This window comes from Paenibacillus sp. J22R160 (assembly GCF_059692135.1).
In genome coordinates this window covers 85,126-111,321 of record NZ_JCAUAU010000006.1, presented here as the reverse complement: position 1 = coordinate 111,321, position 26,196 = coordinate 85,126, and the positions used below count along the sequence as shown (strand labels likewise).

Sequence of the window (26,196 nt, the reverse complement as noted above, 5' to 3'; positions counted from 1 at the left end):
AAATGGGAGAGGGATGCGTTGTCATCTCCTCTCCTCATTTTATGGGAGATTGATGAAAATCGGTTCCCATTATTTTTTTAGGTATTTTGGTAAGCGGTTCCAAATTATGGTTTTTTGTTGTTAAGCTATCTAAGATGGAGGTTTTTATGATGACTACAAAAACTGGACGTAGGTTATTTGCTTCTTGCCTTGCTGTTTCTTTACTTACACCTACGTTTTACGGATTACCTGCTCAGAAGGCAAGTGCCGCTGCAGCTACGATTAATCTAGATCCAAGCAACATGCAGCAATCCTGGGACGGGTGGGGGACAGCCTTAGCTTGGTTTGGTAATGTTACAGGCGGCTGGAACGAGGATACTAAAAACGCTTTGGCCGATGCGCTTTATTCGCCCCAGGGATTGAATTTCAATATTGCCAGGTACAACATAGGTGGTGGTGAAAATCCTGCGTATGAAACGATGCGCCAAGGCGGTGAAGTACCTGGATTCTCGCCTTCGGCTGGCGTGTACGATTGGACACAGGATGCGAATCAACGTTGGTGGCTTGGAGCAGCAATAGCAAGAGGGGCCGATAAATTGGAAGCGTTCTCCAATTCTGCTCCTTACTATATGACGGTTAGTGGAAGTACGACTGGGAATTCGGATGCTTGGAAAGATAACTTGAAATCGACGGAGTATGATAATTTCGCAGATTATTTGGCGACTGTTGTCAAACACTTCGATACAGAGGGAATTAAGTTCGATACGTTGTCTCCGATCAATGAACCGAATACGAATTATTGGGGATTTGGCGGAGGGCAAGAAGGTTCTCACTGGGATACGGGCTCGCAAGCGAAAATGATTAATGCGGCTCGTGCCAAGCTTGACTCCAAAGGACTCCAATCTGTCGCAATCTCGGCTATGGACGAAACAAGTGTAGATACATTTATGACCGACTGGAACTCGTATGACGCTGCAACAAAGGATAACATTGGCCAAATGAATACCCATACATACAGCGGGTCGAACCGAACTGCTGTAAGAGATGCAGCTAAAGCTGCAGATAAGCCGTTATGGATGTCTGAGGTGGATCTAGGTCCTTCCGGTGTTGCTCATAATCATGATGATTTCGAACCAGCCTTGGCACTAGCAGAAAGAATTATGACGGATATTACTTGGCTTGAACCTAAGGCTTGGGTACTTTGGCAGGCTATTGAGAGCGAAAAAAACATGCAGAAGGAAGACATGAACTGGGGTCTTCTTCACGCAGATTTCGATACGGAGCAATGGTGGTACGGGAAGAAATATTATGCAATGGCGCAGTTTAGTAGATTTATCCCAGAGGGATCAAGATTCATTGGAGATAACAACGATAACACGTTAGCCGCTTATGATCCTTCCAATAATAAAATCTATGTTGTATATAAAAATGCAAACACGACGAGCCAAGATATTTCATTAGACATGTCGCAGTTCGATGCGGTCACTGGGACTGCATCGCCATATGTTTCATCTTCTGCGGAAAATGTAGAGCAGCATGCAAATGTTCCGATCGTTAATAAAACATTAACTACGACAGTTAGCCCGAAATCAATTACAACGTTTGTGATTGACGGAGCATCCTATACGAGTAATACAGTTATTCCTCAGAGTCAGATGAGTGCAACGGCTAGCAGCGCTCAATCCGGAGAAGGACCTGAGAAAACACTGGATGGGAATGCTTCAAGCAAATGGCATTCGTCTTGGGATCCTTACGATGGAGGTCCGCATACCCTTACTTATAACCTTGGGCAAACTTATAGCGATGTCTACAAGCTGAGCTATTTACCAAGGCAGGATGCAGACTGGAATGGCATTATTACGAAGTATACCGTCGAAACGAGCAATGATGGTACCGTTTTCAATCCTGTTGCGCAAGGCACATGGAATAACGACAAAACCGAGAAAACAGCAACATTCACGTCGACCGCCGCTCACTATGTAAGACTAAAAGTTGACCAAACGAACGGCTCCGGAGCACAGTATGCATCGGCAGCCGAGATCAACATGATGAGAAAGCCAGGTTTTACCGTAGATAAGGATACGCTAAATCAGACAATTGCCAGCGCAGAGGCATTGATAACTGCTAACCCTAGCTTGACGGCATTGCAATCGTTAGTTAGCGAGGGTAAGGCAGTTCGGGATACCGCTTACGTGACACAAGAAGCTATCACAAACATCACAGGCAAAATTACCGCTGAGTATAATCAGCAATCTAATTCGTCCGGAATCATACCGCAAAGCCAAATAACGGCAGCGGCAGACAGTTCCGCATCCGGCGAAGGACCTGCGAAAACGTTGGACGGCGACATCGGCACGAAATGGCATACGGCTTGGGATGGCTCCTATACACCGCTTCCACAATCCATAACTTACAACCTTAACAAGGCGTATGACGGTGTTTACAAGCTAAGCTATGTGCCGAGGCAGGATACTGATTGGAACGGCGTTGTAACCAAGTTTGAAATATCCGTTAGCCCTGATGGCACCTCTTTCACCAAAGTTGCCGAAGGAACATGGGATGCGGACAGGCTGGAGAAGTCGGCAACCTTTAACGCACACGGCGCTTCCTATGTGAAGTTTACAGCGCTTGCTTCGAAAAGCGATGCAGGTAAGCAGTATGCATCTGCAGCTGAAATTAATTTTTTCAACAAGACTGGATTTACTCTGGATACGTCCAAGCTTGACAATGCGATGGCTGCAGCGTCTACGTTCATTAACAATTTTTCAGGTGATTCTGCTTATTTGACTGATCTGAAAACATTGCGCACGCAAGGTACGACGCTCCTGAACAACAGTACGGCAACCAAAGAAGAAATGGTGAAGCAGGCAAACAAACTCACTGCCGAAATAGCCAAAATCCAAAGCAATGAACAGCAAACTAACGGGATTAGTCTCTTCTACGCTCCGGAAGCGTATGGATCAAATCCTTCCAGCCTCATGCTGGATAACAACAATTCAACGTTTTATGAAACCAACTGGGAATCAAACGGAAGAAAATACAGAGCTGGCGATTACATCATTGTGGACCTGGGTCAGAACAAGCCGGATGTTGGAAAAGTTATGGTTACGCCAAGACAGGACAAGGCGAACGGAAGAATTGGGCAATTTAAGATTTACTATAGCGAAGCGGATTTAACCAATAAACCGGTGAACGGTACGCAAGCTTATTTGGACCAAAATTTCACTTTTGCAGCGAATGGCGTTTGGGACACATCCAGTTCCAGCGCACAATCGGCAACATTCAAATCGCATAAAGCCAGATATGTAGCAATTCAGGCTATTTCTACAGGCGGCGATGGTAATACGCTAACTACTGCAGAGATCGCTGTCAGCCAGAAAATATCCACTGGCTTCGATACGTCAAGCTTGGAAAATGCCATTACGCAATTACGTACAGCGTCTAGCATTAGTCCGAAAGTAGCGGCTGCAATTGAAAGTAAAATTGCATCAATCGGTACGCTCAGCGATTTAACGGAGGAAAGCATTCCTTACTACACTAGCGCTCTGCAGGACTTATACAATCTCTATCAGACTATTGGTAAAACAGATTCCATTAAAAGTGGCGAAGTGTGGCTCGATGGAGACGGCGTTCCCATTCAGGCTCATGGCGGAGGAGTTCTGTACAACGAGAAGAACAAAACGTACTACTGGTATGGGGAAGACAAAACAGAAAATAATGTTGGCTCAGGTTATGTACCGGTAACTGGCGTTCACGCGTACTCTTCTAAGGATTTGTATAATTGGAAAAATGAAGGGATCGTATTGCCGGTATTCAACAACCCGCAGCTTGGCGAATCAGTATTGCCTGGCGGGAACCTGCCGTTATATTTGGACGAGAATAGCGAGACGTATAAGAACAGCGGTGTTCCTTTCGATCCGAATCGGGTAGTTAACATCACTAGCAGAGATGCCGACTATACGGGTTCAATGAAATCGCCGGTCAATTCGTTAAGCAAACATAATTCGCCTGAACGTATAGCTGAGCTAAATGCTTTGTACGCGGACAAAACGAATGCAGAGAAACAAGCGATGTACAAAGATTTTAACTGGGATAAAGTTGTCGAACGTCCAAAGGTCGTCTACAACAAGAAAACGGACAAATATGTGATGTGGTGGCATCAAGACGGGCCGATCGCCGGATCTTATTGGACGGCGGAAGGTGGCGTTGCCGTCAGCAATTCGCCGACGGGGCCGTTCAAATATCTTGGAACATTCCGATTGCCGAATAAAGGCGAACCCGGTGGCAATGACGGCATGCTTCGCGATATGACGCTATATGTCGATGATGATGGCAATGATGCTACAGATGACAAAGCCTATTTGATTTATGCATCTGAAGAAAATGCTACGACCGTTATCACGATGTTGAATGATGATTACACGGGTCCTGCTCAGAATGGAAATGGCGAGTCTGTAGAGGGCGTTCATTATGTAAGAGCTTTTAAATCTTGGAGGGAAGCCCCAACGGTCTTCAAGCAAGACGGCGTTTATTATATGATTACGTCCGGCTTGACGGGTTGGAATCCAAACCGTGCTAACTATCACGTGTCCACGAATGGCATGTTTGGTCCATGGGAGGATAAAGGCGATCCGTTTGTGGATGACTGGAAAGGAACGACTCACGAAAGTCAAAGCACGCATGTTCTGCCTTACCGCGATGTCAATGGCAATCTTGTGCCGAATAAATTCATTTTTATGGCCGATCGCTGGTATCCAAATGATCTAAAAGATTCCAGATATGTATGGCTTCCTATCGAACTGAATACCGAGAATCGAACGATTGCCGCAAGATGGTCCTACGAGTGGAATTTCTCCGTCTTCAAAACAGGTACGACCGTGAGCTTCAACAGCAACGGTGGAAGTGAGGTTCGTTCTGTGTACGGAACTGTAGAAGGTTCGAAGATTGCAGCACCTGAAGCTCCGGTGAAGAACGGGTTTACTTTTGCGGGCTGGTATCAAGAGGAAGCGTTGACTACACCATGGGATTTCAGTGTGAATACGATCCCAGCAACTGATATCACGCTGTATGCGAAGTGGGAGCAAGTTGCATCTGTCATTACAGGCGTAATACCAGTAACAGTGTCTACTGTTACCTACACCGCGCCGGTGCTGCCTGGCACGGTAACCGTGACTTTTAATGATGCGACGACGGCTCAGAAGTCTGTGCAATGGAATGCGGTTAATCCGTCCCAATATGCGGCAGTCGGCAGCTTTATCGTGAACGGTACAGTTAACGGTACGAGCATACCTGCTGTTGCGAATGTGACAGTAACCGATAGTGTGTACCTCGTTCAATCGATTTCTGTGAGCGGCGCAGGTGGTATTCATACGATTACGGCACAAGGCGGCACGCTGCAAATGCATACCATAGTACTGCCTTCGGGTGCAAACGGTCAAGTCACTTGGAGCGTTCGGGAAGCCGACGGTCTCACGATGACGAATAAAGCAACGATTAATGCCAACGGACTGCTCACGGCGAATAATGATGGAATTGTGAAAGTGGTGGCGACAGCGACTGATGGCAGCGGTGTTCAAGGCTTCAATTATGTTCTGATCAGCGGTCAGACACCGACACCGACCGATGTGCCTCATGCTGCGTTAACAGGCGCGACAGCGGTTCAAGCAGGAGCTGCATTCTCAACCCAATTTGGATTAACTAACGTAATGAATAGCGCATCTTCCAGCGTGTACGCAGCAGACATATTACTAAGTTTCGATGCGAATGCGATTGAATTTGTATCCGTGGATGCATTGAAATCCGGCTTTACAGTGGTTGAGACGAAAGCGGATGTACCGGGTCAAGTTCGGATTATCGCGATCAGTGAAGGTGAAGCAGGAGCTATTACCGCAAGCGGAGATGTATTCAAAATCAATTGGAAGGCAAAGCCTCAACAGTCATCCACGACAACGAATCTGAATCTAACCAAGGTAACCGTTTCTAATGCACTTGGTCAAAAGATGGATGCGTCCCTGGCAAATCTAACGATTTCTGTTGCAGTGTCTGAACCTGGAACTGGAATAGGGGGAGGAGCGGGGCCGATAACTCCGCCAACGAAAGAGGATGCGACCCTATACGTACCCAAAGAATCGGAACTCCGAATCGAAACGGCACAAGACGGTCAAACGTCTGTAACAGCGGTTATTGACAGCAAACGTCTGACGCAGAAACTAACAGATCTGCAAGCAACGAGCGGCAGCGCCGTTTTGAGTTTTGAGATTCCTGGTGAGCGTGAGTTGAATGCCATAGAATTACCGCTGCCAACGTTGTTCGACAACCTGAAGGATCATGAAGATACCATTTTAAGGGTACAAAGCCATTTGGGCACATACGATCTTCCGATGTCGATACTGAACAATGCGGATTTCTCAGCTATGGCAGGTGTAGAAGGTGCGACGCTGATTATTCGTATCGATAAGGCCAAATCACTGCATGAAACGAAATTTGATCAATCCATTTCCGATAAGGGCATGGAGCGTGTGAGCGATATGATCGATTATAAAGTCATTCTTAAAACCAAGGACAAAGAAGAGGAAATTCATAGCTTTGGCAACAGCTTTGTGACACGCGTTATTCATGTAGATACAATGCTTCAAGATTCGTCGGCAGCGACAGCGGTCGTTTATGACCCGGCTACAGGAGAAATGAAATTCGTGCCTTCCGTATTTTCCGTGAAGGGCGGCAAAACTGAAGTGAAGGTGACCCGGAATACGAACAGTTTGTACGCGATCGTTCAAAACAAGAAAACGTTTGACGATATGATTGGTCACTGGGCGCAGCAAGATGTGGAACAGTTAGCTTCGAAGATGATTATTAACGGGACTTCGGAGCGTACGTATACGCCTGAGATGCAAGTCACCCGCGCTCAATTCGCCGCCTTGCTTGTGCGAGGATTGGGACTTGCTGAGGAGGCCGGGCAAAGTGTTTTCACCGATGTCCCAGACACGCAGTGGTATGCCCCAGAAGTGAATACAGCGGCCAAGTACGGCTTGGTTCAAGGCATAGCAGAGGGTCAATTCAACCCAGATGCGCAGATTACAAGAGAGCAAATGGTCGTGATGATGATGAAAGCAATTGGGCTCGTGAAGGGATCATCAGCATCTAACGCCAGCGCGCTGAATGCTCCGTTCGCTGATCAAGACCTGTTGTCGGATTATGCCCGAAGCGCGGTAGCAGACGCCGCCAGCAAAGGATTGATTCAAGGCAAAACAGCAACGACGTTTGCACCTCAAGATGTAGCCACTCGCGCTGAAGCGGCTGTCATCATCAAACGAGTGCTGCAATATGCGAATTTGATCAATTAGAAAGAAAGTTTATAGCAACATGTACGGTAAGCCTGCTTTCAGCAGGCTTACTTTTTCAAAAGGAGGGGATTTAATTGAATAAGAAGATTTCAACATGCGTAGGACTAATATTTATGCTTTTTTTTGCCTCAGTGGCCCCCGTATTTGCAACTACAAATAATCAAACCCCGGCAAACCCCGTTGTCAATGATAGTTACACGAATCAGAAAAACTATGTGGATCTCAGGTTTGGTATGTTTATCCACTATAACATGGGAACCTATCACGATCAGGAATGGGTCACGCCAGGACAAGATCCGCTATCTTTTAATCCTGAGCATGTGAATACGGATCAATGGGCAACAGCCGCCAAATCCGCAAGCATAAAATATACCGTTCTAACGACCAAACACCATGACGGATTTGCCCTATGGCCAACCCAATATGGCAATTACAATGTGATGAAGAGCCCCTACAAGAAAGATATCGTAAGACAATATGTAGACTCCATGCGTGCTCAGGGAATTTTGCCGGGGCTATACTTCTCCATCTGGGATCGTCAGCAAGGGATTGAGAAAGGTTCGGTCAGCAGATCGGATATCGAATTTATTAAAGGGCAACTAACCGAGTTGCTGACGAATTACGGCGAAATTCCGGTGTTGATTATCGACGGCTGGGCCTGGGAGATGGGTCATAATGAAGTTCCCTATCAAGAAATTCGCGAATTAATAAAGCGCTTACAACCTAATATTCTTATTGTGGATCATAATGGACAAACGCAGCCATGGGATGAGGACATCATTTATTTCGAAGAACCTAAGGGCGTTTGGGCACCTGCCAACAATTCGTTTGCCGCTAATCAGGGCATGCCGCTAGTATCCAATCAATGGTTCTGGCACGATTGGATGACGAATACAGAGCCGGCAAGCGTGCAGAATATTGTGCAGGATCATCTTGGCTATTTGGAACCGCGTTATACAAACTTTTTGGTCAACGTTTCACCGAATCCGGATGGGGAGTTGGATGATAACGTAGTCAATCGATTGGGGGAGATTGGACAAGCCTGGACGCCGAATGAATCTCGACCTCCGCTGCCGCAACAACCAATCGTGATGGAGCATCCGATTACAGCGAATTCAGCAACGGCTACTAGCGGGAATGCAAGCAATGCGATTGATGGGCATATGGATTATGTAAATACTTACGTTGAGACGGTTTGGCAGACCAGCACATCTCTGCCTCAATCTATTACACTCGATTTAGGCTACACGTACAACAACGTTAATATGTTGAATTATTTGCCTTCGCAAAATTTAACACAAGGCATGATTACTTCTTATACGTTATACGTAAGCGAGGACGGAACGAATTTCACTTCGGTTAAAAGCGGCACATGGGACGGGGACAAGACCATGAAACGTGTGACCTTCCCATCGCAAACAGCACGCTATGTCAAACTGGAAGTGAATTCGGCCGTAGGCGGCTTCGCTGCTGCAGGCGAGCTGGCAGTCGGCTCTTACACCAATGAAGTTCCAACTCGAACGGGGATTGACTCCTTTGATGTCAATACGTTGTATCGCATCGTCAATAAAGCGACCGGCAAAGCATTGGGAGTCGGGAGTCCGCCTGCGAATGGAGCGGCTGTTGCCGGGCGAACCCAATCGGGTGCGCTGGATCAACAGTGGGTTATCGATGATTTGGGTCTGGGCAAATATAAGCTTGCCAATAAGCAAAGCGGACATGTTATGGATGTTCCGGGCGCCAGTAAATCGCCTGGAAAACCAGTCATTCAATGGACAGATTCTGAAACTGCAGCAGATCCTGCAGCCATAAACCAGCAGTGGGCCATCTCCAATGTCGGCAATGGCTACTTCAAAATTACCAACGTAAATAGCTTGTTGGCATTGGAAAACAGCAACGGTTCTGCAGCTGAAGGAAATCCGGTTGTTCAAAACACATATACCGGAAGCGACAGTCAATTATGGAAAGTGGAAAGACTGCCTTCTCTGATTAAAAATGTAAAAGTGAACGGAGTGCCGGTCAGTGGCCTGCATTCTGAGAATCGCACGGCGATGCTGACTGTTTTGAGAGAAAAAAACCTGGAAGTTCCGACAGTTACCGTGGACAAAGCATCTGAAAACGTGCAGTTGGTCATCGACCCAGCCGACAGCTTGCCAGGCGCAACAACCATCACAGCTACAGCAGACGGCGGAGCGAAACAAGAAGTCTACACGCTGAACTTTGAGTTGGTGGATCGCTACGCGAGCGACCTGGAATGGTTACATGCATCCTCAGGCTGGTTAACCGTTAAGAAGGACAAAAGCCTGGACGGAAATGCGATAAGACTAATGGGCAGTAACGGCGCTGTAACGTACGAGAAGGGCTTTGGCGTACATGCGAATTCAAGAATTATGTTTGATATCTCCGGTAAAAATTATGAGTCCTTCAATGCTCTTGTTGGAGTCGACCAAGAAATCGCCAAATCGCCATCTTACGCCGATGTAGAGTTCAAGGTGCTTGTAGACGGCGTAGAGAAATTTGCGAGCGGTGTAATGAAAGTTACCGACGTGGCTAAATCAGTTGATGTCCGTGTAGCTGGCGCAAGCATCGTGGAGCTTGTTGTTACGCAGAGCGATAACGATAATAGCGAGGATCATGCTAGCTGGGCCAATGCGACGTTTAGAGTTGCGGAAGGCAAAGCCGAACAGAAGATAGATTTGCCTGAAGTTAACTATTTGAGCGATCTGAACTGGTTAAGCGCAACCTCGGGATGGTTGGATGTTAAGAAAGACAAGAGCATTGGCGGCAATGCGATCGTATTGATGAATGGAGCCGAGGATCTTTCTTTGGCCAAAGGCCTTGGCACTCATGCCAATTCAGTGATCAAGTATGATCTTACTGGGGCTAATTATGAAACTTTCTCCTCCTTCATTGGCGTAGATAAGGAAGTGAACGGCGGAAGTTACAACGGCTCGATCCAATTTAAAGTGTCAGGAGTGAAGAACGATAACACAATCGAGTCACTTTACTCCGGAAGTGTATTGAGAGAGTCGGATAATGCCCAATTTATGAAAGTGAATGTTAAAGGTTATAAAGAGCTAATCTTGGAAGTTACGGATTCAGGCAATGGAAACAGTGAGGATCACGGCGATTGGGCGGATGCGAAGCTGACTGTTGAAGCAGAGGCTCCCGTGATTTCGGGCGTTATGCCAGTAAATGTAGTTACGGCTGAGGATGTTGCACCGGTTCTGCCTGCAAGTGTCACCGTGATGTACAACAATGGAACAACTGCCGTTAAGTCGGTTCAGTGGGATCCGATAGATTCGTCCAAGTATGCGGCAGCTGGCAGTTTTATCGTGAATGGTGATGTAGATGGCACAGTCATTCCGGCTGTAGCGAATGTTACGGTTACTGAAAACACGTATAGAGCTGATCTAGTGGCGCTTATTGCGAATGCCCAGGTTCAACATGATCTTGCTGTAGTAGGAACAGCCGTCGGCAATTACCCGGCAAGTTCGAAATCAACCCTGCTAGCAGCAATCGTACAAGCGCAGTATACTGTAGACCTGAATTCTGCTGCTAATCAGGAGCTCGAAGCTGCAACGGCAGCGTTGAACACCGCACTGCAAGCGTTTGTGCTAACACAGATTGGGCAGGTGAACGTACAATCGATCGCTGTCACAAGTTCGGCGACTACGATTACCGAGAAGGACGGAAGCCTTCAATTACAGGCTTCGGTGCTCCCGGCCAATGCGACGGACAAGTCTGTGACATGGGCGTTCTATGAAACAGATGGCGTAACCATAACAGATAAAGCGACCATTACAGATGGCGGACTGCTAACCGCGAAAAAGGACGGGATCGTCAAGGTGGTAGCAACAGCTACAGATGGCAGCGGTATTCAAGGCTCCAATTACATTATCATCAGCGGTCAGACACCTCTGCCGACGGACATGCCGCAGGCTACGCTTACGGGTCCGGCAGTCGTTCAAGCAGGTGCTGCGTTCTCGACGCAGTTCGGCTTAAACAATGTAACAGCCAGCGTATATTCGGCGGTTTATGCGGCAGATATCACATTAACTTTTGATGCCGGCACCATCGACTTTGTATCCGTAGATCCGTTAGTATCTGGCTTTACGGAGGTTCAGACGCATACCGACGTACCTGGCCAAATTCGGATTATCGCTGTGAGCCAAGGGAATACAGGGGCGATAACGGCAAGCGGGGATGTATTCAAATTCAATTGGTTCGCGAAGCCGAATCACCCGTTCACGACAACAAATCTGGTCCTGACCCAAGTAGCTGTTTCCAATGGGCTAGCGCAGAAACTGGATGCTACTCCAGCTAACCTAACGGTATCGGTTACAGCGTCGGCGACAGATAAAACAACGCTGCAGACAGTCATTCAGCTGGCACAGTCCATTTATGATCATGCAGTAGAAGGAACCCTAGTTGGACAATATGCGCTTAACTCCAAAGCAGTGTTATTATCTGCTATCCAAGCGGCAGCTGCTGTGGGCGGGAACCCAGCGGCTACCCAACAACAGCTAGATGAAGCGGCCAATACGTTAAACCAGGCGTTGCAAGCTTTTAGCGGGCAGATCATCACCGTATATGCGCAAGGAGATATCAATGGGGATAACGCCGTCGATATTGGCGATTTGGGCAAGGCAGCTGCACATTATGGGAAAACTTCGATTAGCAGCGACTGGAATGAGGCGAAAAGCGCGGATTACAATCATGACGGCAAGATTAGCATTGAAGATATAGTAGGTATCGCCAAACTGATCCTCTAAAAGCTGTTCAACATGATGTGCCCGGTTCAACGTAAGTTGACCGGGCACATTTTCTGTTTTGTTGGAGCACATAAAGTCTGAGATTAGTAAAGAAATCATATATTTGGGTTATCTGACCCAAGGATGTGGTTGAAAATGATAGGAAATGGGATAACCTCGCAGAGCGAGCATCTGGATGGATGGATTCCTCTTACCTCACTAGAAGAGATGGCAGCAACGGAGTATGACGTCCTAATTGTTGGCACCGGGGCTGGAGGAGGCGCCATGCTTTGGAGATTGGCCGAACAATGGGAGGGATGCGGAAAGCGCGTTGGTATAATTGAGGCGGGAGATCTATTTCTGACCTCACATGCGATGAATATGCCTACCTATGACTTCAATCGGTTGCAGGACCTTTGGAATAGTACAGAGATGGGACGATATCCTCCACGGAACGGATGTGCCTATGGTTCAAATCTCCCGTGGAGCCTAAAACGTTTTCAGGCTTTGGGTGGCAGGACGTTGTTGTGGGCTGCAACAAGTCCACGGATGCACCCTGCTGATTATAAGGATTGGCCGATAAGTTATGGCGATTTGGAAGTTTACTACAACATTGCGGAAGCACTATTAAATGTTACAAAAAGTTATCCCCAGGGAGCCGCAATGACGGAGCTCCTACTTGGGCGCTTACTGAGCGGCGGGTTTCCTAACGCGACCCCCATGCCGCTTGCAGCAAATTTAACATTGAATTCAAACGTGTTTTTCAGTTCGATTTTATTGCTTGCTAATGCCCTGGACCGCATCCCATATGATCTAGCCGTAAATGCAAGAGCTGTACAGGTGCTGCATGAGCAAGGGAGGGCTTGTGGCGTGCAGGTAATGTCATCTGACAAACAGGTGTATGAGCTACGAGCCAGAAATGTCGTTTTGTCAGCAAGCACCATGGAGACACCGAGATTACTGCTAAATTCCGGCATTCGTGGGCCTGGTATCGGTCACTATTTAGTTAATCACTCCAGATTAATTAGCACAGCAATCATAAGTCGGAGTGAATTTCCTGAAGTATTGGGTAATTTAAATATATTGGTGCCTCATACAGAAGTGTATCCTTATGAGATTCTGCTATACGGTCCTGGTGAATATTATTGGTACCATAATAAGCAACAGCCATTGCAAGCTGAAATTGAAATTTCAGGAATAGGAATAGGAGTCGTTGAGTCGCGCGTTGAGAACCACATTCGCCTAGATGAAAATAAACGCGATGAGTACGGTGTGCCTGAGCTTCAGATTGATTTCTGCTACAGCCAACGTGATTTGGATGTTATACAGCAAATGTGGGAGGGGCTTGAGAAGGCCTATTCGGCCATGCAAGCTTCTCTAATTTCAAAAAATGGGCAGCCAACCATCTGTTTAAGCTTGCCGGGACAGGACGGACATGACATGGGGACTTGTCGCATGGGTGCAGATCCATCGACCTCTGGGACGAATCCTTATGGTCAAGTTCATGGAATATCTGGACTTTATGTGGCCGATAACAGTGTAGTGGCTGTTAGCGGGGCGGCCAATCCAACCCTAACCACGGTAGCACTAGCGATTCGCACCGCAGATTATATTGTTGAGCAATGCAAGCAGCCTTAGATCATAAATCTAAGGCTGCTTTTGTATGCGCTGAGAAATGGGGCAACAGGCATGTCTGAGGCTTTATTTTAAGTGCTCAATGATGCTGTCGGCTGTTCGAATCGACAAGGCCACAATCGAGAGCATCGGGCTGCCTACACCACTAGTTGGGAGCATACTGCTGTCTGCAACATAAAGACCCTGTATCCCATGGATTTGGCCATAAGGATTAGCGGCGGAGGTGGCCGGATCATGGCCGATTCGGCACGTTCCCATATCATTGAACTCGAGTCCGGGCGGCAGAAGAATGTGTTTACTGAATCGTCCACCTAATGCGTTCATAGCAAGAGCAACGCCTTCATTCATTTGATGAATGACGGATTCATCTTGGGGGCTGTATGCAAAATGAGCGATAGCCAAGGGGATCCCATCATCATCCCGTTTGAGGTAATCAAGTGAAACATAATTCTTATACTTGGATTCGACTACGCCATAGGCATTCAGATGAAGTGCCCACGGCTCCTGTTTGGAGTTCGAGCTGTTTTGAATGGCAATTTGATAGGGACGCTCAAGCGTACGGGGCAGCAGAAGCTGCAGGGAGCCAGAGATGTCAGGAGGACAAGGAATGGTTATGTCTGCTTTAATTCTTGAGTGACCTGTCAAATAATGACCAACCGCACCTCTGCGTATACCCGAATTTAAGAGAATGCGCGGGGTTTCAAAGGTACTCGTGGCTAACACAATGGTTTTGGCCTTGAGGAAAAAGGCTTTTTTATCCGGGCCTAACACTTTTAGGCCAGCTGCTTTGCCATTTTCAACAAACACTTGGACAGCTCGCGACTTCACAGCTAGGTCGAATGGCTTGCGGAACATGGCATTCGCCAAAAGGCGAATCGTACTGAACCAAATGTCGGAACGAATCTGACCATAACTTGTAGTTTGCAGATCCGTAGAAGTCGGAAGATAAGTGGCTTCAGGAAACCCGTTGTTTTGAAGCTGCTGGAGTAGAGCCGGTGCCCTGGCTGAAAAAAAGGGCGTGACAGTCATGTACTGCTCGGCCATTGTGTAATATTTATCCATTTCTTGAGGGGGTACCGGCCAATGTGCTAAATCTAGGGGACTCATACGCGTGCTATTGCCAGATGAGAAGATCGTTCTGCCGCCGACGCCATAAAACTGATGAAAAGAGGGCGGTACCCAAGTCGACCTAGAGGAAGGGATATACGGCTCCCATTCCGTTTCTATTTTCTCCCAGTACTTGGGATTCGTCCAGAATTGTACGTAACGATCATAATGACTCGGGTTCAGTGTGGCGGTATTAAAGGCATGTGTAGGCAGGATCAGCTCTCCAGCATCGATGACGCCAATTCGTTTACCGTCTTTGCCCCACTGTTCACATAGTCGCCAGAGTGCGGCTCCGCCACCTGCGCCAGTTCCAACTATGAGGACATCATAATCGGTCATCTCCATCTGATCGAGGGGAGCAAGCGGTATCCATGATTTCGTATGTTGGGGCTTACTGGGGCTAGGACATACAGGAGGAAGTGAGGTTCGTTGATGAGTTGGAAAATGGGGAGGAAGATAGATGGAGTTACCTGAAATGTTCAGATCTTTATGTGAAATATGCGGATTAAGCGGCAATAGCTCTTGGAGATCAACGCCCCATTTTCTCGAGACTGTAGCGAGTGTTTCCCCGTCATGTGCGACATAAACCCTCATAGCGCGCTCCCTTCACCTCGCAAATCCAATATCGTTCAGCGGATCTAGGGTGATTCTTTTTTGCTTATATCATTTTATGCAGGTGAGGAGTTGATATGAGAAAAAGGGCTGAGGATACGTATCCTCAGCCCTTAACTCGGTGGAATGCTTTACTCGCTAACCATGCGGTTCGTCAAACTTCCCAGCTTCTCGATGGAAATGGTGACAACGTCGCCATCCTTCAAGTAGACGCGCTTATCAACCGGATCACCGAGTACAACACCTTCTGGCGTTCCTGTGAGAATGATGTCTCCCGGGTATAAAGTCATATGCTGGGAAATATAGCTGACGACTTCGTCACAATGGAAAATCATATCCGCTGTATTCGAGTTTTGGCGTACTTTGCCGTTGACCGTGGTGCTGATCTTCAGGTCATTCGGATTGCCAACCTCGTCTGCAGTGACCAGATAAGGGCCAAGTGGGCTGAAATCGTCGCACGATTTCCCCAGCAGCCATTGCGCAGTACGCATTTGCAGGTCGCGTGCAGAGAGATCATTGACACAGCAGTATCCGTAGACATGATCCAACGCTTGTTCTTTGGAGATGTATTTGGCCTGCTTGCCAATGACGATAACGAGCTCCGCCTCATAATCGACTTCCTTAGTGACACGGGGGAGGGCGATATCATGGCCATGTCCTGTCAGCGTATTATTAAATTTGTTAAAAAGAATCGGATACTGTGGGATGGGGGCATTCGTTTCTTCGGCATGCTTACGGTAGTTAAGTCCGACACAAATAATTTTGCCAGGATCTGTGACGCAGGGACCGTAGTTTAAAGTCTCTTCATTATGTATCAGCGTTTGGCGATCATTGCTCTCAAGTGCGAGGTGGACAAGTTGATGTAGAGCTTCGGTAGCAGCTGCCCCGCCTTGGATAGCTTCGGTAACCGTTGTCGGAACAGCGAATGCCGGTGATAGCTGCTGAACAGCTTGTGCGACGTCGATGACACCGGAATCGGTTTGAATCCCTAGCTGGAAAGCATTGTTTTGGCTAAATGTAAGCAGTTTCATTTGAAAACCTCCTGAATAATTATATATGAAGAGTTGATAAGGAACAGGCTAAGCATTCTTGCCAAAAGTTACCCCGCCGTCAATGTATAAGGGTGAGCCCATCATGAACTTGGAATCATCAGAAGCAAGGAACAAGGCGGCTGAAGCTACATCTTCGGGACGGCCCATTTCGTTGCTGAGCTGTCTGGTTTTCAGAGAGGCGATAGCGGCTTCTGGATCATCATAAGAGGTGTGTATGTAATTTTCAACGAAAGGAGTCATGATCGTTCCCGGCAGCAAGGCGTTCACCCGTATACCGTATGAGGCATAGTCCACCTGCATGGATTTGGTTAGGGCAAGAACGGCGCCTTTGGTTGCGGCATAAGAGGCACGGCGGGCCAGTCCAATTTCGGCAATACAGGATGACATGTTAATAATTGAGCCCGACTTGCGTTCCATCATATAGGGAAGGACGTGCTTCGAAGGCAGGAAGACACCCTTCACATTAATGCTCATGATGCGGTCCCACGCTTCAGGTTCCAGCTCATGAAGCGCTCCTACACCGCTAATGCCTGCGTTGTTGAAAAGCACGTCAATTCGGCCGTAGGCCTGAATAATTTGTTCAACCATCGCCTTGACGGAGTCAGAGTGCGTAACGTCCGCTTGAATGAAGCGGGCTGCCCCGCCAACCTCAATAATTTCATTTACTGTCTCGATCCCTTTGGTCTCATCGAGATCATTTACGATGACCTGGGCGCCTTCCCGTCCAAATAAGAGAGCAGTACTTTTGCCAATACCTGATGCTGCGCCTGTGATGAGAATGACTTTGTTGTGTAACCGCATGTTCAATTCTCCTTTACTAGTCGGATAGTTGATGAGCAAGCTTACAAACTTCTTCTATACAGATCTGCTTCTTTTGCTGCCATTGAGGCAACATCATAGAGCAGCTGACAGCGGCGATGACCTTCCCATGCGAATTGCGGATTGGAGCGGCGACGCAGTTGAATCCGATAACGGCTTCCTCCAAATCGAGCGCGAAGCCTTGCTTGCGGATTTGCTCCAAGTCTTTTGTTAGGTCTTTCAAGGAGACGATGGAATGCGAAGTCAACTGTGAAAATGGTTCTTGATCTGCGCGGTAGAGATGATCAAGTTCCTCATCGCTAAGATCAGCCAGCATGACCTTGCCGAGTGCAGTGGCATGTGCAGGCAGGCGCATGCCTGGTCCAGAGGCGAGTCGAACGGGTGTAAGCGCTTCCTCCTTGGCAAGGTAGAGCACTTCATTACCATCCAGTCTAGCTAATTGCAGCGATTCACCCAGCTTGAGCTTGGTTTGAGAAGCTTCCTTGTGGAAGGACTCGTTCAAGTCTCGATGCTGGACAGCTGCATGGCCCAAACGAGAGAGCTCGCGTCCAAGGCGGTATGTTTCGCCGGTATCCTTCTCGATCCAGCCTAGGTTCTCCAGCGTTAAAAGCAGCGAGTACATCGAGCTTTTGTTAATGCTGAGCGAACGCGAGAGATCGATGAGTTTCAGCTGACCGGGCTGCAGCGAGATTTCTTTGAGAATAAGGTGCGCACGCTCAATGGCTGGAACGCGATATTTATCGTCCAATCGTGGACCTCCCAGCTCATTTGGTTTAATATACAAAACTTAGTTTACTAATTAAAACTATCATAGCATAGGGCTGTGGAAAAAACGAGGGGGTAAAAGGAATGAAAAAGAGACTTTCCTAAGTCATAAAAATGACGTAGGGATAGTCTCTTGTGAACGTGCAAATAAGCATCCTGTTATGCACATCAGGCTTACACCCAGCGCTACCTAGCGCCAGGCATGAATTGCTTCAGCCATCCGCCAAAGCTTTGCGGATTTCTCGTTTGAATAAGCACAACGCCTTCGCCGCGGAAGCGGCATACGACACCTTCACCGCTTGTGAAGCTGGAGAGCCAGCCTTTGGCTGCCTTCTCAATTGTATACTGCGTATAATCCGGCCATGCGACCAGATGCCCGTTATCAATGACAACCTCTTGCCCAGGTGCAAGGTTAATGGCATGAATAGCTCCGTAGGAGGAGAGGAAAACTGTGCCTCTGCCGCTAATTTCAACGATGAAGAAGCCTTCGCCGGACATGAAGCCGCTCATCAGGTTTTGCATTTTCGTATTTACTTGAATGCCGGATGTTCCGGCAAGAAAGCCGTCCTTTTGCACATACAGCTTGTACGATCCGTCAAGCTCGACAGCTTCAATGTCGCCTATCACCGCGGGTGCCAATAGTACTTCGCCGCCGCCACGCGTTGGGGTTAATTCTTGGAAGAAGAACTTCTCGCCGCTCAGCATACGGCCAAGACCTTTCATAATGCCGCCATCAACTGTTCCTTTAAGCTCAATATTAGGCGACATCGAGACCATTGCTCCCGACTCAGCCTTAATATTTTCTCCGGCTTCAAGTTCCACGCGCAGCATTGGAAATGCGCCTTTATATAAAATCTCGTGTTTCATAAATCATCCTCCATGAACTAGTAAAATTTGAATAAGAAATGGTTAAGCCGTATCCGAGTGGCGCAAGGTCTCTAAATTGCGATTCAAGTAAACGAACCCAGCACAGAGCAGCAGGATACCCATTGTGATATAGAACACCGATTTAAACCCGTATGCTGCTGCAAAATGACTGCCCAGCAAAGGGCCGATCAGATTGCCGAGAAACAGCGATGAGGTGTTAAAGCCGTAGGCCGTTCCTTGAATTTGAGTGGGAGCCAGCTTCAAGACCAGTACGTTCAAGGAGGGAATCATGCCTCCGATGAACAGCCCCAGCAGGAATCTTCCGACCAGCAGCATGGTAATGCTGGTGGCGAAAGCCTGCGGAATGAAGGCAAGTGCCGCCATCGACAAGGCGATGACCAGCGTTTTGCGTTGGCCGATACGGTCGCCCAGTCTTCCTAAGGATGGCGCGCCGAACAAGTTGGCGATACCAGTAATCGCCACGATTAGACCGGCAAACAGCTCCAAATGATTGCCGAAGTAAATCGTCTTGGCATAGACCGTCACGATCGGCTCGATGCTCATCATGCCGATTTGTGTAATGAGCGAAGCGGCAAAGACCGGCAGCAGAGGCCGAAATAGGCGCCATTCTGTACGCTGGCGCGCTTTTTTCTGAGCAGGGGCTTTGCGCTCCTCATGAATGAAAATCATCACGATGAGACTGGCGCAGAGCATGAGACCGCCGGTAACAAAGAAGATATGGCTATAACCGATCATACCAGCAAGCAACCCTCCGATCAAAGGGCCGATAAGCGATCCGGCGATTGATCCTGTTTGCAAGGTACCGAGCGACTTCCCGGAATGCTCCTTCGGTGTCACCGATGCTTGCAGGGAGACAGCCATGGAGATGAAGCCGGAGAAGAAACCGTTCAACAGCCGAAGCGCAAGCAGCTGCCAGGGCTCCGTGACAATCCCCATCAAGGCAGTCACAATAGCCATGCCGAAGCCGGCTCGAAGCAGCATGATTTTGCGGCCGCGGCGATCCGCGATGGCTCCCCAGAGAGGTTGTGTAAGAAACGACGTGATAAACTGGGCGGCAACGATCCACCCTGTCCAACGCACGACATCGCCTACCTCGTGAACCCCAAGATGTTCAACGTATAGGGGCAGAAACGGAAGAATAAGGTTCATTCCGCACATGATGGAAAAGTTAGCCCCCCATAATATCCATAGTGACTTTTTCCAATGTAAAGGTGCAGGCATTAGAGAGAGGCTCCTTATCTTTTTTTTCCAGTATAGCATACTTCACTTCGACACCATTTATTGGGGGATGGAAAATAAAAAAAGCCATCCCGAAGCGGATAGCCACTGAAAAATTTAGAAATTAGGGCGGTCAAAAATGCCTCGCCTAAATATGAAATGAGCCTTGGAAGTGATTCTAGAGGCTCCACCTTTCAGTAATGATCCATCAAGGCGCCTCAGCTGAAATAGATGGAGAAACTACCGTTAATCTACGCTGCTCGGTGGCAGCAAATGAAATAGCAGTAGAAACTCCAGCTAAAGCGTCGGTAGTTACCTGAAATCTGGTTAATATGGAAAAATTAGATGTAGAAAATCCAGTTTAATTAGAAAAAGTAGAACAATTTCAGAAAATAGCAGGAGAAATCGGCGTTGCTTATAAGTAAGCCTCTATCCACTTGGTTACCCCGTTCTGCGGGAATGATCATGAGACTTGACACTTAGTATTGGCGCATTTTGTTCCTCTGGCATCAAACCTCGCAGTCATTTACATTACTGTATTGCCAGAGAGCTCCGTATATGCTTTGAGATTTACAGAATCAGTTGCCCGTGGTTTTCGCTTTACACCTGCTCCTACCGCCGATAGGTGCGAAAAATAATATCCCGGTTGTAGTTGCCGAAGCCTTCACCGTACAGCGTAAGCCCGCCGACATGCGCCGCATGTTCCGGCACTTCAATCCGTAGTAGCCACTCGTTGCGCGACATGCGGATGTCCTTGATCGTGACGCCCGACAGCCGCTGCCCGTCAAGGAAAGTGCCCTGTTCGGTGATCCGAATCACCTTCAACCAGCCGTATTGGTTGATGGAGTCCGGCCACCAACTAGGCGTGTAATGCCCGCGGCCCTGCCCCGAATCGCCGGGACTTGTCCAATAGCCGAGCAAGGTGTCGTTGACATAGAAATGAATGTCCGATGGCCAATTCTCGGCAATGCCCGGCGCTTCCGAGCCAAGCTCCAGCGAAATCTCAATCTCCTCCAGCGTCTGGCTGGGGAGCAAATAATTCGGGATGCGGTACTCCACGAAGCCGCTCCCGAACCAGAGAATCTTCGCATGCATCCGCTCAGGCTCTAAAAAGTAGCGCGGATCGTCGTACTGCCCGATCGTATGATCGGCAGTCGCGAGACCGCACGTAGGCTGCACTTCAAAGCGCGTGTAATGTCCGATGGGAATAGACACCTCATCGAACACGCGCTTAGGCTCGCTCAGCTGCGGCAGCTGAATCTCGACGCGTGAAACCGCAAGCGAGCACATTTTATGCGTGCCGCCTTGCTTACGTACTAACTCCGTGTGAATCAGGCCGCCGGCCTCGAGCTTCTTCACATGCATCGTTACGATGGCGCTGCTTAAGCCTAGCGTTTGGGCTAATTCCTTCACATTCATCTCTTGCTCGGCAAGCAAATCCAAAATTTGAAGCCGCACATCGCTGGCTAAAGCTTCATAGAGCGGCAGCCATTTGCGGTCTGTTGACGCATGTATCATGATACAAATCTCCTCTATTCCTAACTTTGACTGATTCATATAAATATAAATCCAAAACCTTCGTAAAGAAAGGCTTGAAATCAAGCATTGAATATTGTTTAATAGAAACAATATCATAATATTTATATTAACTGATTTATATTAATATTAATTATACGATGAGGTGATGGCAATGTCTATGAAAGCAAGCATGATTGTCGACAAAGATTTTACAATAGGAGAAGTAGATTCCCGTATTTACGGCTCGTTTATTGAGCATTTGGGACGCGCTGTATATGGGGGCATTTATGAACCTGGACATCCGCAGGCTGATGAGCAAGGATTTCGTGCAGACGTAATGGAACTAGTCAAAGGGCTGGATGTGCCTATCGTACGCTACCCGGGCGGCAACTTTGTATCCGGTTACAATTGGGAGGATGGGATTGGACCGATAGAGCAGCGTAAGAAAAGGTTAGATCTCGCTTGGCGTACGATTGAGCCTAACTTGGTAGGACTCAACGAATTCATGGATTGGTGCCGCAAAGCGAACACCGAGGCGATGATGGCGGTAAACCTAGGGACTCGCGGACCGGATGAGGCCAGAGATCTTATTGAATATTCCAATATCACAGGCGGTACATACTGGAGCGATTTGCGGATCTCCCACGGGTACAAGGCGCCTCATAACATCAAAACCTGGTGCTTAGGCAACGAAATGGACGGTCCATGGCAAATTGGAGCCAAAACAGCTGCGGAATACGGGCGCATAGCCTGCGAAACAGCTAAAGTTATGAAGTGGGTTGATCCTACGATTGAGCTAGTGGCATGCGGCAGCTCGAGTTTGACGATGGCGACCTTCCCCGATTGGGAAGCGACTGTCCTTGAGCATACCTATAACCATGTTGATTATATCTCCCTGCATCAGTACTACGGCAATCGCGATAAGGATTCTTCGAATTTCTTGGCACAATCCATGGGTATGGATCGCTTTATTAATACCGTAATCTCTACAGCAGACTATGTTCAGGCCAAAAAACGCGGCAAAAAGAAAATTAACCTTTCCTTTGATGAATGGAATGTCTGGTACCACTCTAACGAAGCTGACCGCAAAATCGAACCTTGGTCCATCGCTCCGCCGCAGCTCGAAGATAGTTATAATCATGAGGATGCGCTCCTCGTAGGCTGTATGCTGATTTCGATGCTAAAGCGTGCCGATCGCGTCAAAATGGCTTGTTTAGCACAACTCGTCAACGTTATTGCGCCAATTATGACGGCTAACGGCGGAGCAGCCTGGAAGCAAACGATTTACTATCCCTATATGCACGCAAGCTTGTTCGGGCGCGGAACGGTTCTTGTGCCTCTCATTAAATCTCCCAAATACGATGCCAAAGATTATACCGATGTACCTTATTTGGAGGCTGTTGCTGTTCATAACGAAGAGAAGTCGGAAGTAACGATCTTCGCGGTTAACCGTCATTTGGCGGAGGCGCTTCCGCTGCAGTTGGATCTTCGCAGCTTCGGCGCATGCCAGGTTACCCAGCATATCGTGCTGGAGAGTGACGATTTGAAAGCCGCGAATACGATAGACGCTCAGGATCGTGTCAAACCGCACAACGGCGGCAATGCAGCAGTGGATACGAATGGTCAAATTCACGCAACACTTGGAAAAGCATCTTGGAATGTTATTCGTTTGAAATTGGCTTAAGTTCATAGGCTGGTTAACAGCTTTGTAAAAGTAGGCATGGTAAGAAGCAACTGCTTCTGCCATGTCTTTATATTGTTCTTTTTAAGTGTTTTTTACATCTTCTTAACAAAATAAATCATCCTTACGCGTCACATACTATCACCAAGCAGCTCAGCGGAAGTCCTTCAGGCTTGGAGAATTCTTTATTTTGCAGTCCAAGCTCTGGTATGATGGAGGGAAATATTTCTTTAAGGAGTTTCCTGTATGAAAATAAAGCTGCTGCTGATGAGCATGATCATTTTAGCTTTGGGGCTGACTGCCTGCGGAAATGGAAATAAACAACAAAACAACGCGCAGACAACGCCTGCACAAACCGATCCGCATAAGGTTTATCAAAACTTTTGTATCTCTTGTCATGGTAATCAATTACAGGGCGGAGAGGGCCCGAATATTCAAAAGGTCGGAGAACGTTTGACGGAAGATGAGATCATAAAGCGGATACAAAAGGGTGGTGGCGGGATGCCGCCGTTCCAAGTTGCTCTCAAAGAAGAAGAGTTAAAGGCGTTAGCAGCATGGTTGTCAGGTCTTAAGTAGAGGGAAAAAATGGGTATCCTAAGGTTCCTTTAAGGTTATCTACATATTTTCTTCACAATTGGGGTTTACAATAGGGGCAAGAGGAGAGTGATGCAATATGCACTTGAATTTGAAGCCCCGGAGCCGTCTTCGCAAGAAGCCGAATAAGAAGATGAGACCACAACGACTGGGTGCGACGATTTCGTTAGTACTTTTTTTAATTTTATTACCCGTATTATCAGTGGCCGGCATGGAGCTAATCGAGCGCGGATCGCTGCATGATACGATGAGCTGGATAACAGCCAATCAATCGCTTTTTTTATTAAATGCAGGAATCACCTTTTGTTTACTTATTTTTATTTATGCTGTGGTGGGGTCCTTAGCGATCTCAGGAGCAATCTCGACCTTACTACTTGGCCTTATGGCTTTAATTTCTTACATGAAGGTGACAATGATTGGGGAGCCATTCTTCCCATGGGATATTTTGCTCAACAAAGAAAGTATGGATATCGCTTCGCTTGTGACGGGTAAAGCCGCGCTGGTAAGAATCGGAGCCATCATTGTCTCGATTCTTGTTGTTCTTGCATTAAGATGGGTTATTCCACGTGCCACGATTCCTATTATCTCAAGAATTGGTTTAGGGCTGTTCTCGCTCTATGCCTTATATGCTTTTGGGATCAAAACACCGCTAGCCGGTAAAATTCTGGACCATATCGGTGTGAACGAAATTGTATGGAATCAGCAAGAGAATTACGCGAATAATGGGACAGCGCTCGCTTTTACACTCAACGTCAAAAATTCCATCGTACAAAAGCCGGAAACCTACAGCAATGAGTCGATTGGGACTGTAGCTGCAAATATTGAGCAAGTCTCCCAAACACAACCGGCTATGAGAAAAGCGTCCGTCGATCCACTGCAAGGGAAGAAGCCGAATGTGATCTTCATTATGAGCGAGGCATTCTGGGACCCAACCTTACTGCCAAATGTAACATTTAGTGAGGACCCGCTGCCTACGATTCACCGTTTGCAGAAGGAGTCGACTTCCGGTTACCTGTTGTCTCCTCAATTCGGTGGAGGAACAAGTAACGTAGAGTTTGAAGTACTCACGGGTAATTCTATGAGTTTCCTGCCGGGGGGATCTATCCCGTATCAGCAGTATGTAAGTAAGCCTGTTCCTAGCTTAGCGAGTTATTTTGCCGGCCAAGGTTATAAAAGCATGGGGATTCACTCCTATGAAGGCTGGTTCTGGGATCGTAACTCCGTCTATAAACAGCTTGGATTTGAATCGTTCAAAAGCAGCGAGCATTTCGTGAATCCGGAAACGAAGGGTTACTTCATCTCGGATGCTGAGGTGTCTCGAAACATTATCGATGAAGTAGATAAAACAGAAGATCCTATGTTTATCTACACGGTTACTATGCAAAATCACGGTCCTTATGATGATCCGCGGTACGGTGAGAATCAGTTCAAGGCGGAAGGCAATTTGACGCCGCAGGCCAAAACGATTTTGGAAACTTACACGCAAGGTGCGCATGATGCGGATCAAAGTCTGCAAATGCTCATCGATCATTATCAAAATTCGGATGAACCTACGATGATCGTCTTCTACGGGGACCATCTGCCGATGCTTGGCCTCGACTACCAAGTGTACAAAGAAGCCGGGTTCATCTCAACGAGCAATGCCAACAATTGGTCGCTGGATGAAGTGAAGAAAATGCACAGCATTCCGCTGGTCACTTGGTCGAATTTCGATATGCCCAAGCAGGATATTCCGCTGCTTAGCGATTCCTTCTTAGGCGCCCACGTGCTGGATATGCTGCATATGGAGAAACCGGCGAACTTCACGCTTAACGCGGAACTAGCCGCGCAAGTACCCGGATTGTTGAGCAATCTGGTTGTGGATCAAGACCAAACGCTTCATGCACAGGCGCCTGAATCTGCCAAAACACTCATTGACGATTACAGGAACGTCCAATATGATCTCCTCTTCGGCAAGCAATATTTGGCCGGTTACGTTGATCATGATTATTTAACGAAGTCATCACAGCCAAGTTATAATGCCGAGTTTGATCAACCTGATACGAAGCTTCGGGCAACGGGGGAGAGCAGCAGTCCTCCGGAAGCTAAGCCTGTGAGCGTACAGTAAAACTAGAGACTGTCCCATATGTTCAATGAAAGAAGCTGTCCCACGGTCATTTATTGACTTTTGGGAGAGCTTCTTTTTCTACGTTGGTATGGTTCTGTGCCTCCGCCGTACACCATGGACGGGT

Annotated in this window: 13 protein-coding genes; 6 read left to right on the top strand and 7 right to left on the bottom strand. The window is 47.7% G+C overall.

Annotated elements, in window-relative coordinates; genetic code table 11:
• Positions 1-149: 149 nt before the first annotated feature.
• The 3 genes from AC58UW_RS15835 (at position 150) to AC58UW_RS15825 (ending at position 13,714) form a co-directional block, all read left to right on the top strand.
• Positions 150-7,322, top strand: a complete 7,173-nt coding sequence (locus AC58UW_RS15835) for a discoidin domain-containing protein (protein WP_497421611.1) — start codon at positions 150-152, stop codon at positions 7,320-7,322.
• 74 nt (positions 7,323-7,396) lie between these two features.
• Complete coding sequence (locus AC58UW_RS15830) at positions 7,397-12,097, top strand: NPCBM/NEW2 domain-containing protein (RefSeq protein WP_497421610.1); 4,701 nt, start codon at positions 7,397-7,399, stop codon at positions 12,095-12,097.
• 135 nt (positions 12,098-12,232) lie between these two features.
• Positions 12,233-13,714, top strand: a complete 1,482-nt coding sequence (locus AC58UW_RS15825; RefSeq protein WP_497421609.1) for a GMC oxidoreductase — start codon at positions 12,233-12,235, stop codon at positions 13,712-13,714.
• Between the two features lie 63 nt (positions 13,715-13,777).
• On the opposite strand, the gene AC58UW_RS15820 is transcribed toward AC58UW_RS15825, so the two are convergent.
• From AC58UW_RS15820 to AC58UW_RS15790, 7 genes are all read right to left on the bottom strand, one after another.
• A complete protein-coding gene (locus AC58UW_RS15820; protein ID WP_497421608.1) occupies positions 13,778-15,412 on the bottom strand; it encodes a GMC oxidoreductase in 1,635 nt (544 codons plus the stop codon).
• 149 nt (positions 15,413-15,561) lie between these two features.
• Positions 15,562-16,461: a fumarylacetoacetate hydrolase family protein gene (locus AC58UW_RS15815; protein WP_497421607.1), complete on the bottom strand. Its 900-nt coding sequence runs from the start codon at positions 16,459-16,461 to the stop codon at positions 15,562-15,564.
• A 48-nt stretch (positions 16,462-16,509) separates the two neighbouring features.
• Positions 16,510-17,283 (bottom strand): SDR family NAD(P)-dependent oxidoreductase, encoded by a 774-nt coding sequence (locus AC58UW_RS15810; protein ID WP_497421606.1) that lies wholly within the window; start codon positions 17,281-17,283, stop codon positions 16,510-16,512.
• A 16-nt stretch (positions 17,284-17,299) separates the two neighbouring features.
• Entirely contained in the window at positions 17,300-18,049 is a 750-nt protein-coding gene (locus AC58UW_RS15805) for an IclR family transcriptional regulator (RefSeq protein WP_497421605.1), read from the bottom strand.
• Between the two features lie 203 nt (positions 18,050-18,252).
• Positions 18,253-18,933: a TIGR00266 family protein gene (locus tag AC58UW_RS15800; RefSeq protein WP_497421604.1), complete on the bottom strand. Its 681-nt coding sequence runs from the start codon at positions 18,931-18,933 to the stop codon at positions 18,253-18,255.
• Positions 18,934-18,975: 42 nt separating this feature from the next.
• Positions 18,976-20,175, bottom strand: a complete 1,200-nt coding sequence (locus AC58UW_RS15795; protein ID WP_497421603.1) for an MFS transporter — start codon at positions 20,173-20,175, stop codon at positions 18,976-18,978.
• A gap of 609 nt (positions 20,176-20,784) precedes the next feature.
• Complete coding sequence (locus AC58UW_RS15790) at positions 20,785-21,690, bottom strand: ArsR/SmtB family transcription factor (RefSeq protein ID WP_497421602.1); 906 nt, start codon at positions 21,688-21,690, stop codon at positions 20,785-20,787.
• A 166-nt stretch (positions 21,691-21,856) separates the two neighbouring features.
• On the opposite strand from AC58UW_RS15790, the gene arfA reads away from it, so the two are divergent.
• From arfA to AC58UW_RS15775, 3 genes are all read left to right on the top strand, one after another.
• On the top strand, positions 21,857-23,374 hold the full coding sequence (gene arfA, locus AC58UW_RS15785) for an arabinosylfuranosidase ArfA (protein WP_497421601.1): 1,518 nt from the start codon (positions 21,857-21,859) through the stop codon (positions 23,372-23,374).
• Positions 23,375-23,617: 243 nt separating this feature from the next.
• Entirely contained in the window at positions 23,618-23,947 is a 330-nt protein-coding gene (locus AC58UW_RS15780) for a c-type cytochrome (RefSeq protein WP_497421600.1), read from the top strand.
• Between the two features lie 97 nt (positions 23,948-24,044).
• The gene (locus AC58UW_RS15775) at positions 24,045-26,072 is read left to right on the top strand and encodes an LTA synthase family protein (RefSeq protein ID WP_497421599.1); all 2,028 of its coding nucleotides are present in this window, start codon (positions 24,045-24,047) and stop codon (positions 26,070-26,072) included.
• The last annotated feature ends 124 nt before the right edge of the window (positions 26,073-26,196 follow it).